Raw genomic sequence first — 16,446 nt, 5'->3', positions numbered from 1 at the left:
TTATTTCTCTATTTGATTGAAATCAGCGATCAGGCTAGCAGCTTGGTCGATTTGAGAAAGTAATTTTAAACGATTACTGCGAATGGCAGGGTTTTCGTCATTAATCGTTACGTTTTCAAAGAATAGATCCAAGGTGCCTTTTAATGTTGCAATGTTATTCATCGCTTCATTAAATTGCTCTTGTTGTAAGGTGGTATTAATCTCAGCAATTGCTTTTTCCAAAGCAGTAGCAAGATTTTTTTCCTCATCTTGGGTAAATAGGTTTTGATCCGATTTTCCTTGATGGGGTCCATCTTTCTTATCTTCAATTCGTAGGATATTGCTGGCACGTTTTACCGCAGCAAGTAAGTCTTTGCCATCTGTCGTTTCCAAGAAGGAGGTAATGGCTTCTACTTTCTTTAACAATTCCACAAGATCAGTAAATTGTTTTGTTGGTGCTATAGCAGAGAGAATATCATAACGAGATCCTTCACTGCGCAATTGAACATAAAGACGCTCATAAATAAATTCTACCAAAGCATTGAGATCACCTGATGCTTGTAAAGCCTTAGGTAAACCAGCAATAGCAAATTCAAAGAGTGCTTTGATATTTAAACGCAGGTGATTTTCACGAATGATACGAATAATGCCTAAAGCCGCACGACGAAGTGCATAAGGATCGCCTGAACCGCTAGGTTTTTCGCCGATCGCAAAGAATGCTGTTAATAAATCAACTTTGTCTGCTAGGGCTGTGATAATAGAAATAGGAGCTGTGGGGACGTTATCACTTGGACCAGCAGGCTTATAATGCTCAGAAATAGCCAAAGCAACTTTAGCGTCTTCTTTGTCATGTTTGGCGTAATACCCACCCATAATCCCTTGAACTTCAGGGAATTCACCAACCATACCTGTGGTTAAATCCGCTTTACAGAGTAAGGAGGCACGTTTGGCTAGTATTTCATCATCATTTAATTGTTGTGCAAGATAGCCTGCTAATCGTTCCAAACGTTGAATACGTTCATACTGGTTGCCAATTTTTGCATGGAAAATGACGTTTTGAAGCAGTTGGTTGCGTTGTTCCAAAGGTGTTTTACGATCTTGATCCCAGAAATAACGTGCATCCGCAAAACGAGCTCGTAAAACACGTTCATTGCCTGCAATGATAAGTTTCCCATCATCGTCTGGAATAATATTGGCAATAAATGCAAAAGCATTGGCAGGAGAGCCGTCATTATTTTTTAAAGCAAAGTAACGTTGGTTGACGCGCATAGAAACTTGCATAACTTCAGGGGGTAAATCCATGAAAACTTCGTCAATTTTGCCTAATAAAGGTATAGGCCACTCCACTAATCCAGTTACTTCGTTTAATAATCCTTCATCAGGGACAAGTTGTAGATTAGATTTTTCAGTCAATGCTGTAATTTCACTGAGAATTTTTTCACGGCGTTTATCGACATCAGCAATCACAAATTGAGAAAGTAGTTTTTCTTCCCATTGTTGAGCATTGTGAATATCAAAAACTTGCGGTGCGAGGAAACGATGCCCTTCGCTTTTATTATCACAAACCAAACCATGCGCATCATCTTCAGCAATGGCAAGGTTTAATGGAATGATTTTTCCATCCAGTAAACAAGTAATATAATGTAAAGGTCTTACCCATGTAAATTGGCTGCCATTGCCCCAACGTTGAGATTTAGGCCAAGGGAATTTCCATAAGATCTGAGGAAAAATTTGTGCAATAAACTCTGCTGCTGACACTTCAGCAATTTTCTTTTGTAAAACCCAGAACCCGTTTTCTTCGATGAGATCAGATTGCTGTGCTTGATGTTTACGTAAGAACCCTTCCAATGCTTTTTCTGGTGCAGTCGTTCGTGGTCCACGTTCTTGCACGTTTTGAGCAGGGATGGTGTTTTGAATATCTAAACGAATCGCAATACGACGAGGTGTGCTGAAGGTTTTAATATTTTCAGGGGATAGGTTGCCCAGAGCATCACAAAGCAAACGTTGTAAATTCTCTGTAGCTTGGCGTTGCATGCGTGCAGGAATTTCTTCGGAAAAGAGCTCGATAAAAAGTTCTGACATTTTATTTCTCCTCCGCTAACCAAGTTTCACAGCAATGTTTGGCCAAGTTACGAATGCGACCAATGTAAGAGGCCCTTTCATTGACACTGATTACTCCACGAGCATCTAATAAATTAAATAAATGGCTGGCTTTTAAACAGTAATCATAGGCAGGTTGCGCAAGTTTTTGATTAGCTAAAGCTTCGGATTCTTTTTCAGCGTCCTTGAAATGACTAAAGAGGATTTCTGTATCTGCATATTCAAAATTAAAACGAGAATAATCTTGTTCAGCTCTGAGGAACACTTCACCATAGGTTAATCCATGATTGTTAAAAGCAAGATCATAGACATTTTCAATACCTTGGATATACATTGCCAAGCGTTCCAAACCATAGGTTAATTCGGTTGATGGAATACTGGTAGTAATTCCCCCGACTTGTTGGAAATAGGTAAATTGAGTCACTTCCATACCATCGCACCAAACTTCCCATCCCAATCCCCACGCACCAATGGTTGGATTTTCCCAGTCGTCTTCAACAAAACGAATATCATGTTTTTTAGGATCAATGCCAATGGCTTTATAGCTTTCCAAAAGGAGTTCTTGACTGTCTTTTGGAGAGGGTTTTAATAAAACTTGATATTGATAATAATGTTGCAAGCGGTTTGGGTTTTCCCCATAACGTCCATCAGTCGGTCTGCGGCATGGTTGCACATAAGCTGCTTTCCAAGGTTTATTACCTAAAGCACGTAAGGTTGTATGAGGGGATAAGGTTCCCGCACCAATTTCAAGATCATAAGGTTGTAAAATCGCACATCCTTTTGAGTCCCAAAATTCATGAAGTTTTAAAATAAGCCCTTGAAAAGATAACGCACCCTTTGCGGATGGTGGAGAATTTGTGTTTGAAGGCATAAAAAATAGTGTCCTCAGAAAACAGGATAAAAATTAAAACGTATTTTATAATGTTTTATTAAAAAAAATAAGAGCAATCTGTTATTTAAAACAGCAATAAGTGAAAATATTAAAAAGGATAGAGTAATTTTGAATATATTCATATCGATATAGAAATATCATATCAACATGAAATAGACTTATTCTATATTTATCGTGATATATTATAGAAAAAACTTGTTAAACGGCTGTTAAAAATTACATAATGTTTAAAAGTTTATTGTTTTATAAAAGGATTATAAACAAATGAATAATGAAGAACGTGAGCTTATTAATAAATTTTTTGATAGGGTCGGGGGCAATGCTTCATCCCAATCTGGTTCCGTTCCAACAACGAATCAGATGGCACCTATCGATCAAGAAGCAGATCGTCTTATCAAAGATAATTTACAAAAATATCCTGAGGCAGGATATCGCATGACTCAGATGGCAGTTGTGCAAGAAGCCGCCTTGGCAGAGGCTCAAAATCGTATTCGTCAACTTGAATGGCAATTGCAACAAGCCTCTCAGCAAGTCCAGCAAATGCAACAGCAAACACAAAACCAACAACAATCCTCATCTGGTGGTTTCCTAGGAGGGTTATTTGGTGGAAATCGTCAGACCAATCAAGCAACACAGCAAAATCAGACGCTACCTCCTGGATGGGGTGCGCCGAATCAGCAACAACAGTTCCAAGGACAACAAGGTCGTCAATATCCTGGACAACAAAATGCGTATGGTGCGCCACCTCCTCAAAATTATCCGCCTGGCTATCAACAAGGAATGTTTAACCGTGGTGGCGGTGGTTTTCTGGGCAGTGCCTTAACTACCGCAGCAGGGGTTGCTGGTGGTATGTTTGCGTATAATGCGTTAAGTGGTTTATTTGGTGGCAGTCATGCTGGTGCTGCTGCATCTGATCCAACTGCAGGCGCTGCAGATCCTTTTGCCGGGGGTGCCGATCCATTTGCTGGCACGGGTACTGGTGTTGATTCTGGCTTTGATGCAGGCGTTGGTAATGACGCTGGCTGGGGGGCTGGAGATAATTCAGGCTGGGCAGATAATAGCGGTCAAGACGATAGTGGCTGGGGTGACAGCGGTGGTGATGACGGCAATTGGGGGGATAGTTTCTAGGGTATTGAGAGGGTAATGGATACAGGGCAATGATCTGACAATTGATTTTGTTGGGCATAGTCCTGTTCTTGATACCTCAATACTCTAAGAGAGTTCGGAATAAACCATTGGGCTGCATTTTGATCTAAAATGAAGCCATCGATGAAATAACCCCCTCCCCAACAGGGACTAGCTTGATACGCAGTTGGAAAGGTTGGGGTCGTCATTTTTTCTGATAATGATTGAAAAAAGAAATCATTTGGAGAAATAATTCGATTAAAATCTCCTAAAATAATAAAAGCCTGCTTTTTCTCTAAACGTTTTTGCACCCATTCTTGCAAGATGGGTAATTGCTTTTTAAGCAGTCTACAGGCAGCTTTTAGATTCTTATGAGTTAAAGGATAATCCTGACACCCTGATTTTAAATGGAGAACAAGTATCCTGAGGCTGTTATGTCCTCTTGTATATAAAGTCACATCTAAACCACTACGCAAAGGATGTGATTCGTTGAGAGTACTCAATGCGGTTAAATCTGTATTTTGTTCTATATGCTCAATCATATTTTTTCGCACAGCAAGCGCTGTATGTTGCGCAATAAAATCTTTTGAGATAAAGAATACATAGTCATTGGCAGGAAAAATCGAATTCAACGTTTCCAAAGAACCGATTTCTTGTAATGCGATAATGTCTGAGTGTAATTTAATTACATATCGCTGTAAAATACCAAAATCATCAGATTTCCTGAGATTTACATTATGCGGAATAGGGGTGTTTTGAATATCTTTTTCTGAAACTAACCACTCTATATTCCAAGTGGTTAGCTTAATCGTTGCAGCTTGTACTGCGTCAGTCGTAAAAAATAATAATGTATAAAAAATACAAAAACAGATTTTTTTATACATTTTTTAAAGATTATTCTTGTAAACGGCGTTCGTCGATTTGATTTTGTAAAATATCAATGGCTTGACTGACCGTCATATCATGGCGAGTTTCTTCATTTAGAATATATACTTGCCCATTGGGAATATCGTAATACCATCCTTGAAGCGCAATCTCATTACGTGCCAATGCTGCCGCAATAGAAGGGTGCGTGCGTAGATGTTGTAGTTGCAACAAAACATTATGCTCTGTCAAAGTTTGAATATTTTCAGGTCCAACGTCTGATGCTGTCAGCGCATCGGTTACAGCGTGTGCTGTGGCTGCGAATTTTAACCAACTTTTAACAGCAGGCATTGAATCTGTTTTTTCTGGGTGAATCAGCGCATCCATCGCACCGCAATTTGAATGTCCACAAACAATAATAGTGGATACTTTCAATGCACATACGGCATATTCAATTGCCGAGGTTACCCCTCCCATAGCATTTCCGTATGCTGGAATAATATTACCAATATTTCTTAATACAAATAAATTTCCAGGGTCTTGATCTGTTAAAAGCTCTGGATGGATACGACTATCTGCGCAGGTAATAAAAAGAGTTTTAGGCTCTTGACCATTTGCCAGTTTATTAAAAAGTTCTTTGCGTTCAGGGAATTTGTCTGTTTTAAAACGTTTCACACCGTGCAAAATGTTTAATAAAGTCTGTTTAGGATTTAAGTCTGGCATGTGATTTCTTTCATTTATGTAAAACCAAGAAGCTGTTAATCAGCAAGAAGATAATAATATTGTAGATAGATCAGAATATATTGCAATTTAATTTTATATAAATTTTCAACAATAAAAAAATAGCAGGCTATAAAACCTGCTATTTTATCATTTTATGAAGAAAGTTTTTTTATTTCTTGTAGGATATTATCAAAAGCTTTTTGATAATCGCTTGCATTGGGTCCTCCTGCCTGAGCCATATCAGGTCGTCCGCCACCCCCTTTGCCACCAACGGCATCGCTGGCAATTTGAACTAAGTGAACTGCGCTGATGGTTTCAGAGAGTTCTTTACTGACCGCAACCACAAAGGAAGCTTTGTCTCCAAAAGAAGAAAAGACAACTGCAACGCCGTTATCCATTTTTCTGACTAATCCTTCGGCCAAAGATTTTAGTTCTTTTGGGGCTACATCGCCCAAATTACGCATGATATACTCAATATTACCAATTTTCTCTGCGTTATTTTGCTCGCTCCCTCCAACAGCAATCTGATGTTGAAGTTTGGAAACTTGTTGTTTCAGAGATTTACGTTCTTCAAGTAATTGTTGTAACCGTTCAATAAGTTGTGTTGATGGCGTATTTAATAAAGAAGCAGTTTCATGTAACGTTGCTTCATTTTGTTTAAAATAAGCTTCTGCAGCCGTTCCAGCAACCGCTTCGATACGGCGAATACCCGCAGCCACACCCGTTTCCGAAATAATATGGAATAAACCAATCTCCGCTGTGCGGGTGACATGGGTGCCACCACAAAGCTCAATGGACCATGCTTGTAGCTTTTCTTTGTCATTACCCATGGCAACAACGCGGACTTCATCACCATATTTCTCGCCAAATAATGCCATTGCTCCCATTTTAACCGCTTCATCAGGGGTCATAATACGCGTGACAACAGGTTCATTTTTACGGATTTCATTATTAACAGCCGCTTCGATAGATTCGAGATCTTCGGATGTTAATGGTTTTGAGTGACTAAAGTCAAAACGTAAACGATCCACACTATTTAAACTTCCTTTTTGTGTAACATGATCGCCAAGTTGGTTCCGTAATGCTTGATGTAATAAATGTGTTGCAGAATGATGCGCCTTAATCGCTTGACGTTCTTTGTGATCTAGGGCAGCTGCAACAGGTTCCCCAACTTTAATGAATCCTTTGGTGATTTTTCCGTAATGAACAATCAAATCCCCCAATTTTTTTTGCGTATTGATAACAGTTACAACACCATTTTTGCTGGTAATATATCCTGTATCACCTGCTTGTCCGCCACTTTCGCCATAAAATGGTGATTGATTCAAAAGAACCGCAACTTCATCACCTTCTTTGGCTTGTTGAACAGATTGGTTATTGACAATAATTGCTTGGATTTCTGCATCAGCAGTTTCATTTTTATATCCAAGGAATTCTGTGGTACCAAATTTCTCTTTGAATTCGAACCAAACAGTCTCTGTTGCATTATCTCCAGACCCAACCCAAGCAGCTCTGGCTCGGCTGCGCTGTTCGTTCATCGCACTGTCAAAGCCTTCTTGATCGACGGTAAAGCCTTTTTCACGCAACGCATCGGCGGTTAAATCAAGAGGAAAACCATAAGTATCGTATAATTTGAAGGCAACATCACCAGGAAGTTTTCCTTTGCTAGGAAGTTTATCGGTTTCATCAGCCAACAAGGAAAGTCCTCTATCAAGCATTGTTTTAAAACGTTCTTCTTCCCCTTTGAGGGTTTCTGAAATCAATGCTTTGGCTTGGATCAATTCGGGGTAAGCACCACCCATTTCAGTAATCAATGCAGGTAGTAATTTAAAGAACGTAGGTTCTTTTGTGCCAATCATATGTAGATGACGCATTGCACGGCGCATGATACGACGTAACACATAGCCACGACCGTCTTTGGAAGGCAAAACACCATCAGCAATCAGAAATGCAGCAGAGCGTAAATGATCGGCAACGACGCGATGGCTGATTTTATGTGTGCCAAAAGGATCTGTATTGGTGACCGCAGCAGAGGCACGAATTAAGGCTTGGAACGTATCAATATCAAAATTATCTCTTTTCCCTTGCATAATGGCAGCAAAACGCTCTAATCCCATTCCTGTATCAATTGAAGGGCGAGGAAGAGGGGTGCGTGTTCCTGGTGGATCTTCGAAATATTGCATAAAGACCAAGTTCCAAATTTCTACAAACCGATCCCCGTCTTCATCAACAGAGCCAGGAGGACCACCAAAAACATCTTCACCATGATCGTAGAAGATTTCAGAACAAGGTCCACAAGGTCCCGTATCGCCCATACGCCAAAAATTATCAGAGCTGCTAATCCGAATAATACGATCATCAGAAAAGCCAGCAATTTTTTTCCATAAACCAGCAGCTTCATTATCATCGGCATATACGGTGACAAGCAGTTTTTCTTTGGATAATCCAAATTCACGGGTAATTAGATTCCATGCAAATTCGATTGCCCCTTCTTTGAAATAATCGCCAAAAGAAAAATTACCCATCATTTCAAAAAAAGTATGATGACGTGCAGTATACCCAACATTGTCTAAATCATTATGTTTACCGCCAGCCCGTACTACTTTTTGAGCGGTTGTCGCACGTGAATAAGGGCGATGTTCCTGCCCAGTAAATACGTTTTTAAACTGAACCATTCCTGCATTTGTAAAAAGGAGTGTTGGATCATTTTGAGGAACGAGAGGCGATGATGGAACATGTTGATGATTATTTTTGGTAAAATAATCAATGAAAGTAGAACGTATTTCGTTTGTACTGGGCATGTTAAATAGATAATCCTAATCAGATAAAAACATAAGTCGTAAAAATATTTCTGGATAAGTCAGTAAGATAGAAATTTTATAAACTATTTCACAATTTTTTTGATAATTTGCAAGTTAAAGCTCTTTCAACATGCATGAAAAAGGTCACATTTTATGTCTATTGTTATTAAAAATACACGCTCTATGCTGAATAAAGGCTTAATTGGTCGTTTACGTAGAGATTGTCAAGTGGATTGGAGGCAATTTACGTATCATCGATTTGTTAAAGAACTGGCATTAGGGACTCTGCCAAAAGAAGAATTTCAACAATTTCTTTTGCAAGATTATCTATATCTATTGGATTTTTGTCGAGTGGAGGCTCTAGCTGTTTTTAAAAGTCGTTCTTTTGAAGAAATGCAATATTTTTCGTCTGTGTTACATGATTTGTTGAATATCGAATTGCCTTTGCATATTTCTTATTGTCATGAGTGGGGTATTCAGAAAGATGCGATTGAAAACATCCCTAAAACGCTAGAGTTATTGGCGTATAGTCAATATTTATTAAGTAAAGCAATGCAAGGGGATTTATTAGACCTAATTGTCTTATTAATGCCGTGTGTGATTGGTTATGGCGAGGTTGGCTTGAATATTATTTCAGATTCTGCAACAAATATGCATAATAATCCATATCAATCGTGGATAAATATGTATTCAAGTGAAGAATATTTGGGAATTATGCAAAAAACAATGTCCTTTTTTGAAATAATTAGCACAAAGTACGGGGCTGAACAGCGATATCAGCATTTACTTGAACAATTTCAAACATCAGTAAAATTAGAAACTTTATTTTGGGGTGTAGGGCAGGCAATATGTCTATAATTATTAATTTTTTGTAATTATTTTGCTATGATTTAGAAGTCAATAACACAGAATGGTTATTGGCTTCTAAAATATTGATAATTAAGCGCTTAGCAGCATTTTTTTAGAGTTGTAATCTTCTTTTTGTATAAAAAAAGATGGTTCTGCGATTTTTATCACAAGGCAAGAATTTGTATTAAGTTTGTTACCAAATGGTAAAAAAGCATTGCCAGTCGTCCAACGACAGTCCGATTGGCTGAGGTTGTGCCAGCCTTCTAATTCTGTTTTCTCTAAATGTGTTGTAATTTGATGAATATTTTGATTGTTAAACAGAATGATTTCTCCTATTGATACACCAAAATAACGACGGTCATCAACATACGGACCTATTATGTCACTTGGGCGGCTTGTATTCGAAATAATATGTACGGAGGTTACATCATTGGGTATGATAGAAATGTAACTTTCATCATTACGATTTCCATATAGGGTGATGCCAGTATTCGTGATAAGATGTAAATTTGTTTTTCTTGTGAGTGTATAAGGTATAGTTTGATCGGTATAGCCGTGTTCTATGGCTCTTTTTTTTAACTGATTGAATAAAGGTTTAACAAATTCCTGTGACACATCTAAAGGTACTGCTGCATCTTTCCAAGTTTTCGATGCTTGATTGTGGAGTGTGATAATATTGCCCTGTTTATGAAATAAATTATGATTTTTAGTGTTTAAGAAAGACTCAGAAAACATACCGTTGGCAATTATTATAGAATGTTCCTTTGTTTCAATGTGGTATACATCAAATCCGTTTAAGCTGTAATCGTAATAAATTGAAGCACCATTAACCAGCATTCGAACAGGGATAAATTTACCATCAAAAAATAAGCAATGTTCAGGTGTTACCCATATATCTTGATAAGGGTTGTTTGAGGCAATAGCATCTTTTTTGATACAAACTGAATATCCAGCCATATCATCTGGCAGTTGGTGATTTATAGTAACTTTACGAGTTCCCACCCATATAATTTTTTTATTTTGATAACTATTTGTTGCAACATCAAAAGTCGTAACATAATCCCCAATCTTGAGTTGTTCGACAGGAATATCCCCCTTGGGTGTGTTGATCATAGATCCTGCTAAATAACATGGTGTATCAATTTCAGGGGCATCGCCGTTATATTTAATAGTCATTCCAGAATAAGTGAAAAGCGCAGGATCATAGCCAAGTCCCATGTCAAACTTGTACACAGTATTTGCATATGTAACAGTTAAAATACCCGTTTCTGGATTATATACTTGAGTTCCATTAAAACCTAAATATAATTGATCTGTTGCGCCAAAGCCTCTAATCTTTCCTTGAAATGATTTGGCTGTTGCCCGAGAGAAATTGATAATGTTGTCGCCATTAGATAAATTAAATGTTTGGTTTAAAAATGTTGGTGTGTAATTTCTATTGTTAATATATGTACCACCAGCCAGATTTATATAGCCAGGATTATCACTGGTGGAGCTGATATCCATGACATTTAGATTTACCCGCGTATGGTCAAAAGTTAAAGAGCCATTATTGATAAAACCTTTGGAGGTTGAATTCAAAGTAACAGTTGATCCATCATTAGCGCCGCTTTTTGCGTTTGAGGAGTAAATAAAATTGCCGTTGTTGGTAATTCCTCCTGCTCCAGCAGTAACGTGAACAGTACTTCCTGGTGTATAATTTAAAGAAAAAGTCCCATCATTAGCAATTGTTGCAAAATTAATATTTATTGTCGTGCCACCTGTAGCAGATCTATTATCTATATTAAAAATTCCAGTATTATTAAAAACGCTGTTTGCTGCTCCATTACCCCAGTTTGCAGTCATGGCACCGCCATTATTACCAATACCTTGAATAATACCTGCATTTATTAAGTTTGTGACATATAGTGCGTTAAAAGTTGATGACGGACCGGCGTTGGATATAATCTTACTGTTTGCATCGTTATTGATAGATGAATAGGCCAAGTTCAATATAGTACCAGAAGTATTATCAGGTTGATCCAATTCAATTGAGCCACCTGTTTGCGTTAAACTATTTGTCGTACTCCCATAACCAAAGGTTGCATTAACTCCACCCCCGACTCTCTGTGGGTCTATGGAAAATTTTCCGTTGTTTGTTAAATTACCGTATATATTTAACACGCTGTTAGGTTGTGTGAAAATAAAGGAACCATTTTTGTCGTTTATAATTGTGTTTGCAACACGGCCACCTATAAAAATAGTTCCATTCTGGTCGAATAGTTGCTCTGTTGAATTGGTTCCTCCATTAGGAAATGTATCTGCCATAAAAAGCTCCATAATTATGATAAAGTTACTTTAAATTTTTATTTCGGTTATAAATTTAAGTATTCTGTATTTAGTTATCGTATTATGAAATTATATATTTATTATACTTGTTATATACTTGTTGTATACTTGTTATATACTTGTTATATACTTATTATTTATATATTTATTATATTATATATAAAATATTATAGCAATAATTTGTTCCAATGTGATTCAAAAAAGAATATGAAAAAAGTGTGGCGTTGAATCAGCCTAAAAGTTGATGGCTATTCTATGAAAGTTAAATAATAGTCATTTGTAGGAATTGATCGCGTTATTTACAGTGATATGGAATATTACTGTAAATAACATGCATAGAAAAACGAAGCTTACACTGTATCATCGAGAAGAGATATGGCGATTACATCATCAAGAGAAAGTCACGGTAACCGATCTGGCTAAGTGTTTTATGGTCAGCAGGTCTACGATTTATGTTGTATTAAGGCGTGCTCGGTTGCAATTTTTTGTGCCGATGTCCAGCACAAATGAGCGTTATAAAACAATCAAATATGGCATTAAACGCCTTGAAAAACACTTGAGGACAAGCTCAGACGGCAAGCCAAAAAATATAACAACTCTTATCCTGGGGAGATGGTGCATGTCGAGACTAAACGGCTTCCTTTGTTGAAAAATGAGACTAAACAGCAAACTCGGGAGTATCTTTTTGTAGGTATTGATGATTTTTCTCGAGAACGCTATGCAGGGATTTACAACGATAAATCTCAGTTTAGTGCAGCTCAGTTCCTACAAGACGATGTGCTGGTTCAATGCCCTTATATGATCGAATGTGTTTACTCTGACAATGGCAGAGAATACCAAGGAACGCTTGAACATCTGTTTGTTAAATCTTGTTATACCAATCGGATTAACCAGAAATTTACCAAGCCGGCTTGCCCTCAAACCAATGGCAAAGCAGAGCGCGTCATTCGCACACTCATGGAAATGTGGCATGAGCGTGCATTGTTCGTCAATGCTCAGGATCGAAAGTTAAAGTTGAAACGATTTATTCATTATTATAACACTGTTAAACCCCATAAAGGCATTCAAGGAAAAACACCCTATGAGGTCTTAGATAGTTATTTTAAACAAAATCTGTAAACAACGCGATCAATTCCTACAAGTCATTATTGAATTATTTATAAACCAGTTTCCGAGATATATTAAAATTGGCAAACATGCCTGTGGCTGCACCGATAATCAAAGCGATGATGGGATGAGCCACGCAAGTCTGGCTAAAATGAAACAGAATTAGAACAGTACCTCTATTAAGGCAGAAGCCCAATATATTCGTAATTAAAAACGTAAACCATTGATTGACGAAATGTTTATTTTTCCCTAAGCCGTGGAAGGTCCATAAACGATTTATAAGCCAATTTGAAGTTGCTGCGATAAAATACGCGACTAGGGTAGCTGTTGTCAGCCCAATGATATGGCGTAATAAGTAAACAGTGCAGGTGTCGAGGGCGAGACCAGATAAACCAACCAATCCAAATTGGATAAATTGTTTAAATTTTGTATGATATTTTTCAGGTATTAAAAGACTTATTAACCTTTGAATCATATCAATCAAAACTTTTTTAATTATAGAAGGTTACATAACAAAAAAAGGAGATACCAAATGATACCTCCCTTTTAAAAATTACTATTTAAGTAAAAAATTACTTAAGAATAATTTCTACGCGACGGTTTTGTGGTTCACGTACATTTGGTCCTGTTGGAACCAATGGGTGAGATTCACCGAAGCCTTGAGTATAAATCGCACTAGCAGGAACGCCATCACGAATCAACTCTGATTTAACGCTTTTCGCACGGCGTTGTGATAGACCCATGTTATAACGTGCACCAGCTGCGCCACCACGAGCAGATGAAGTATCGGTGTAACCGTTAACTTCGATACGTGTTGTTTGAACACGTGTAGATGCTTGAGCTGCTTCACGAACGATTTCACGAGCGCGAGGCGTCAAAGTATATTTGTCGAAGTCAAAGAATACTAAATATGTACGAGCCGCTTGTAATGGAGGAGGTGCTACAACAGTTTGAACAGGAGGAGCTGGAGGAGCTGTGTCAAACGCATAACGTAGACCTAGGATAAATTGGTGATTGAAACGATGATCAACTTTACCATTACCTTTGTAAACGCCATTACCAACCCAAGATGTTGATTTATATGTAGATTGGTCTAATTGACCCATCATACGATATTCTGTTGTAACAGCAAGACCAGGTACACCTGGGATGTCGTATGCAGCACCAACGATACCTTGGTATGCAAATCCACCATTGGTTCCACCAAGACGGTTTACAGAACCATTACGATAGTTTGTTTGTAATGGACCCATATCTTGCCAAAGGTAACCAGCACCAACACCAACGAAAGGTGTAATAGGAACATCGATTCCAAATTGACGTAGGTCGATATCATAAAGAACGTTTACTAATCCACCGTAACCTTGGTCATGACCTTTGGTTTTATATGCAGGTGCTTCTGTGCCTTTACGACCGTTAATGTTGGAATAGTTGTAAACACCTTCGACTTCAACGCGAAGACCGTTACCAAAACCCCAACCAGCAGAACCAAATGTGGTGAAACCTGTACCATGACGGTACTGAGATTTGCTGCCAGCAGGACTGTTTGTACCATTTGCACGTGTTGAAGGTGAAAATGTTGCATGTTGATTTTGAACTAAGTTATAACCACCACCCAAGCTAACATAAGGGCCAGTAATTGTGCTAGCCATCGCTGCAGCGGGTGTGGCCACTGCAAAAGTCGTTGCAAGTAATGCAGTACGAAGACGCATCTTGACTTATCCTTTTAATTACGTTTTGAGCGATAGACCGCTGGTTAAAGCGGTAGCTCTTTGAAACAATGAAACTCTATAACTAGATGTTAATCTAATCTATTTTATTATAAAACCAAGACTTTTTTGTATTTTACACGCAATTCTATATCACATGTAATAAAAATAACACAATCACTTTTCTTAGTTTTTTAACCACTAAAGATTAGACGGTATAGTAATTAAGTTTTGACGGAATTACAATCATCGAAACTTCTTTGTTAGACTAGATTTTTAAAGATGTGCTTTCTATACAACAACAAATGCCTCACACACAGCCATCATTAATTAAAAGTTCAAGTAAATCTTTTTCATTAACATCTTGAGAAGTAAAAGTTTTTCCAATCCCGTTGACCAAGATGAAAAGTAACTTACCATCTTTCACTTTTTTATCATGTTGAAGATGTTGTAGTAAATTTGAGGCTTTTAATGGTGTATCGATATCTTTTATAGAAGTTGGTAACGCAACAGATTGGAAATGTCGTAGGACACGATCAGTATCTTCTTTGGGGCATATTCCTAATTGCGTACATAGTTTGAAAATCAAGCAACACCCTAAGGCAACAGCTTCACCATGAAGGATGCGACCGTCATATCCTAATTCTGCTTCTAGGGTATGTCCTAAACTATGTCCCAAATTTAATAGGTTTCTTCCTTTTGAATTTTGCTCAAATTCGTCGTTTTTAATGATTCTGGCTTTAAACGCGCAAGCACGTTCTACGGCTTCATCAAGATATTGATGATCTTTGGATAAAATCTTTTGGCTATATTGTTCACACCATTCGAAAAGCTCTGAATCATCAATTAAACCCGCTTTGACGATTTCAGCATAACCAGCGACCAGTTCTCTTTGGGGAAGGGTATTTAAGGTATGCGTGTCAGCAATAACAATTTGAGGTTGATAAAAAGCGCCGACTAAATTCTTGCCCGTGTGGGTGTTAATGCCAGTTTTGCCTCCGACCGATGAATCGACTTGTGATAACAAGGTCGTTGGAATCTGAATAAAGGGAACGCCTCTTAAAACAGTTGCTGCGGCAAAACCACTCAGATCGCCTGTAACGCCACCACCTAAGGCAATGATCGGTGTTTTTCTTTCAACATTTTTTTCAAGCAACTGATTAATTACTTGTTCAAAATATTTAAAGGATTTGGTATTTTCACCAGGTGGGATCAAAATCGTTTCAAAATCTATTTGTGCAATGTTGAGGCTGTTTGTGAGTGTTTGTAAGTGAAGTGCTGCAACGTTTTCATCTGCAATGATAAAAACCTTTTTTTGGGATAAAATAGGGGTGATGAGTGCGCCAGCTTGTTGTAATAATTGCGAGCCGATCAGCACATTATATTTTGTATTGGAAAGTTGAATGGGTAATGTTCGCATGTGTTTTGCACGCTCCAAAGTTGAAAGAATATGCGTTAAAGTCGTTTCGACTAAATTATTATGACACGGTATAATAAGGTCGGCTTCGGCATAAATAGGATAACGCGTCATCATGAGATTAGAGAGAATATGGCGTTTATTGCCAGAATTTAACAAAGGGCGATGGGTATGTTGAGAGATTCGTTCAAGTAAAGTTTCAACATTACAATGTAACCAAATTGTTGTTGTTTGTTCTTTTAATAATGCTCTTGTCTTAGGATGTATAAAAGCACCCCCACCCGTGGCTAATATAATAGGGGATTGTTTGATTAAGCGTCTGATGACTTCGTGTTCAACACGCCTGAATTCTTCCTCTCCATATTGTTCAAAAATATCAGCTATCGTGCAACCGGCAGTTTTCTCAACTTCTTGATCAGAATCAACAAAAGGAATGGAAAGTGCTTGAGCTAGTTTTTTGCCAATAGTCGTTTTGCCTGCACCCATTAACCCTATTAATGCAATAGGGTGATTTATTAATTTTTTTTTATTTAACATTAAAATATACCGAAG

The 16,446-nt window shown here is 37.9% G+C and carries 12 protein-coding genes; 3 read left to right on the top strand and 9 right to left on the bottom strand.

Annotated features, from left to right (window positions below; genetic code table 11):
- Both glyS and QJV33_RS03320 read right to left on the bottom strand, forming a co-directional pair.
- The gene (glyS, locus tag QJV33_RS03325; protein ID WP_281461990.1) at positions 1–2,061 is read right to left on the bottom strand and encodes a glycine--tRNA ligase subunit beta; all 2,061 of its coding nucleotides are present in this window, start codon (positions 2,059–2,061) and stop codon (positions 1–3) included.
- A 1-nt stretch (position 2,062) separates the two neighbouring features.
- Positions 2,063–2,950, bottom strand: a complete 888-nt coding sequence (locus QJV33_RS03320) for a glycine--tRNA ligase subunit alpha (protein ID WP_281461989.1) — start codon at positions 2,948–2,950, stop codon at positions 2,063–2,065.
- Positions 2,951–3,235: 285 nt separating this feature from the next.
- Between QJV33_RS03320 and QJV33_RS03315 the strand changes: the two genes are divergently transcribed.
- Positions 3,236–4,099 carry a DUF2076 domain-containing protein gene (locus QJV33_RS03315; protein ID WP_281461988.1) on the top strand — a complete coding sequence of 288 codons (864 nt, stop codon included), beginning with the start codon at positions 3,236–3,238 and terminating at the stop codon, positions 4,097–4,099.
- Here QJV33_RS03315 and QJV33_RS03310 read toward each other — a convergent pair.
- From QJV33_RS03310 to alaS, 3 genes are all read right to left on the bottom strand, one after another.
- Positions 4,096–4,980, bottom strand: a complete 885-nt coding sequence (locus tag QJV33_RS03310) for an endonuclease/exonuclease/phosphatase family protein (protein WP_281461987.1) — start codon at positions 4,978–4,980, stop codon at positions 4,096–4,098. The two genes, QJV33_RS03315 and QJV33_RS03310, sit on opposite strands and share 4 nt — an antisense overlap.
- A gap of 10 nt (positions 4,981–4,990) precedes the next feature.
- Positions 4,991–5,683, bottom strand: a complete 693-nt coding sequence (locus tag QJV33_RS03305) for a carbonic anhydrase (RefSeq protein ID WP_281461986.1) — start codon at positions 5,681–5,683, stop codon at positions 4,991–4,993.
- A gap of 152 nt (positions 5,684–5,835) precedes the next feature.
- A complete protein-coding gene (gene alaS, locus QJV33_RS03300; RefSeq protein WP_281461985.1) occupies positions 5,836–8,484 on the bottom strand; it encodes an alanine--tRNA ligase in 2,649 nt (882 codons plus the stop codon).
- Positions 8,485–8,637: 153 nt separating this feature from the next.
- On the opposite strand from alaS, the gene QJV33_RS03295 reads away from it, so the two are divergent.
- Complete coding sequence (locus QJV33_RS03295) at positions 8,638–9,342, top strand: TenA family protein (protein ID WP_281461984.1); 705 nt, start codon at positions 8,638–8,640, stop codon at positions 9,340–9,342.
- Positions 9,343–9,423: 81 nt separating this feature from the next.
- Here QJV33_RS03295 and QJV33_RS03290 read toward each other — a convergent pair whose 3' ends face one another.
- A complete protein-coding gene (locus QJV33_RS03290) occupies positions 9,424–11,640 on the bottom strand; it encodes a Hint domain-containing protein (protein WP_281461983.1) in 2,217 nt (738 codons plus the stop codon).
- Positions 11,641–12,273: 633 nt separating this feature from the next.
- Between QJV33_RS03290 and QJV33_RS03285 the strand changes: the two genes are divergently transcribed.
- Positions 12,274–12,780 (top strand): integrase core domain-containing protein, encoded by a 507-nt coding sequence (locus QJV33_RS03285; protein ID WP_281461982.1) that lies wholly within the window; start codon positions 12,274–12,276, stop codon positions 12,778–12,780.
- A 34-nt stretch (positions 12,781–12,814) separates the two neighbouring features.
- Here QJV33_RS03285 and QJV33_RS03280 read toward each other — a convergent pair whose 3' ends face one another.
- The 3 genes from QJV33_RS03280 to aroB all read right to left on the bottom strand — a co-directional run bounded on the left by QJV33_RS03280 (position 12,815) and on the right by aroB (position 16,431).
- Entirely contained in the window at positions 12,815–13,243 is a 429-nt protein-coding gene (locus QJV33_RS03280) for a GtrA family protein (RefSeq protein ID WP_281461981.1), read from the bottom strand.
- A 97-nt stretch (positions 13,244–13,340) separates the two neighbouring features.
- The gene (locus QJV33_RS03275; protein WP_281461980.1) at positions 13,341–14,480 is read right to left on the bottom strand and encodes an OmpA family protein; all 1,140 of its coding nucleotides are present in this window, start codon (positions 14,478–14,480) and stop codon (positions 13,341–13,343) included.
- A gap of 307 nt (positions 14,481–14,787) precedes the next feature.
- Complete coding sequence (aroB, locus tag QJV33_RS03270; RefSeq protein ID WP_281461979.1) at positions 14,788–16,431, bottom strand: 3-dehydroquinate synthase; 1,644 nt, start codon at positions 16,429–16,431, stop codon at positions 14,788–14,790.
- Between the last annotated feature and the right edge of the window lie 15 nt (positions 16,432–16,446).

It is taken from the genome of Commensalibacter nepenthis (genome assembly GCF_029953305.1).
In the GTDB taxonomy this organism is placed as follows: domain Bacteria; phylum Pseudomonadota; class Alphaproteobacteria; order Acetobacterales; family Acetobacteraceae; genus Commensalibacter; species Commensalibacter nepenthis.
This window is presented reverse-complemented; position numbering and strand designations above follow the sequence as displayed.

Coding starts and splice junctions, on each gene's coding strand:
- QJV33_RS03315 (WP_281461988.1), top strand. CDS start 3,236: ATGAATAATGAAGAACGTGAGCTTATTAATAAATTTTTTGATAGGGTC.
- QJV33_RS03285 (WP_281461982.1), top strand. CDS start 12,274: ATGGTGCATGTCGAGACTAAACGGCTTCCTTTGTTGAAAAATGAGACT.
- glyS (WP_281461990.1), bottom strand. CDS start 2,061: ATGTCAGAACTTTTTATCGAGCTCTTTTCCGAAGAAATTCCTGCACGC.
- QJV33_RS03295 (WP_281461984.1), top strand. CDS start 8,638: ATGTCTATTGTTATTAAAAATACACGCTCTATGCTGAATAAAGGCTTA.
- QJV33_RS03280 (WP_281461981.1), bottom strand. CDS start 13,243: ATGATTCAAAGGTTAATAAGTCTTTTAATACCTGAAAAATATCATACA.
- QJV33_RS03310 (WP_281461987.1), bottom strand. CDS start 4,980: ATGTATAAAAAAATCTGTTTTTGTATTTTTTATACATTATTATTTTTT.
- QJV33_RS03305 (WP_281461986.1), bottom strand. CDS start 5,683: ATGCCAGACTTAAATCCTAAACAGACTTTATTAAACATTTTGCACGGT.
- QJV33_RS03290 (WP_281461983.1), bottom strand. CDS start 11,640: ATGGCAGATACATTTCCTAATGGAGGAACCAATTCAACAGAGCAACTA.
- QJV33_RS03275 (WP_281461980.1), bottom strand. CDS start 14,480: ATGCGTCTTCGTACTGCATTACTTGCAACGACTTTTGCAGTGGCCACA.
- aroB (WP_281461979.1), bottom strand. CDS start 16,431: ATGTTAAATAAAAAAAAATTAATAAATCACCCTATTGCATTAATAGGG.
- QJV33_RS03320 (WP_281461989.1), bottom strand. CDS start 2,950: ATGCCTTCAAACACAAATTCTCCACCATCCGCAAAGGGTGCGTTATCT.
- alaS (WP_281461985.1), bottom strand. CDS start 8,484: ATGCCCAGTACAAACGAAATACGTTCTACTTTCATTGATTATTTTACC.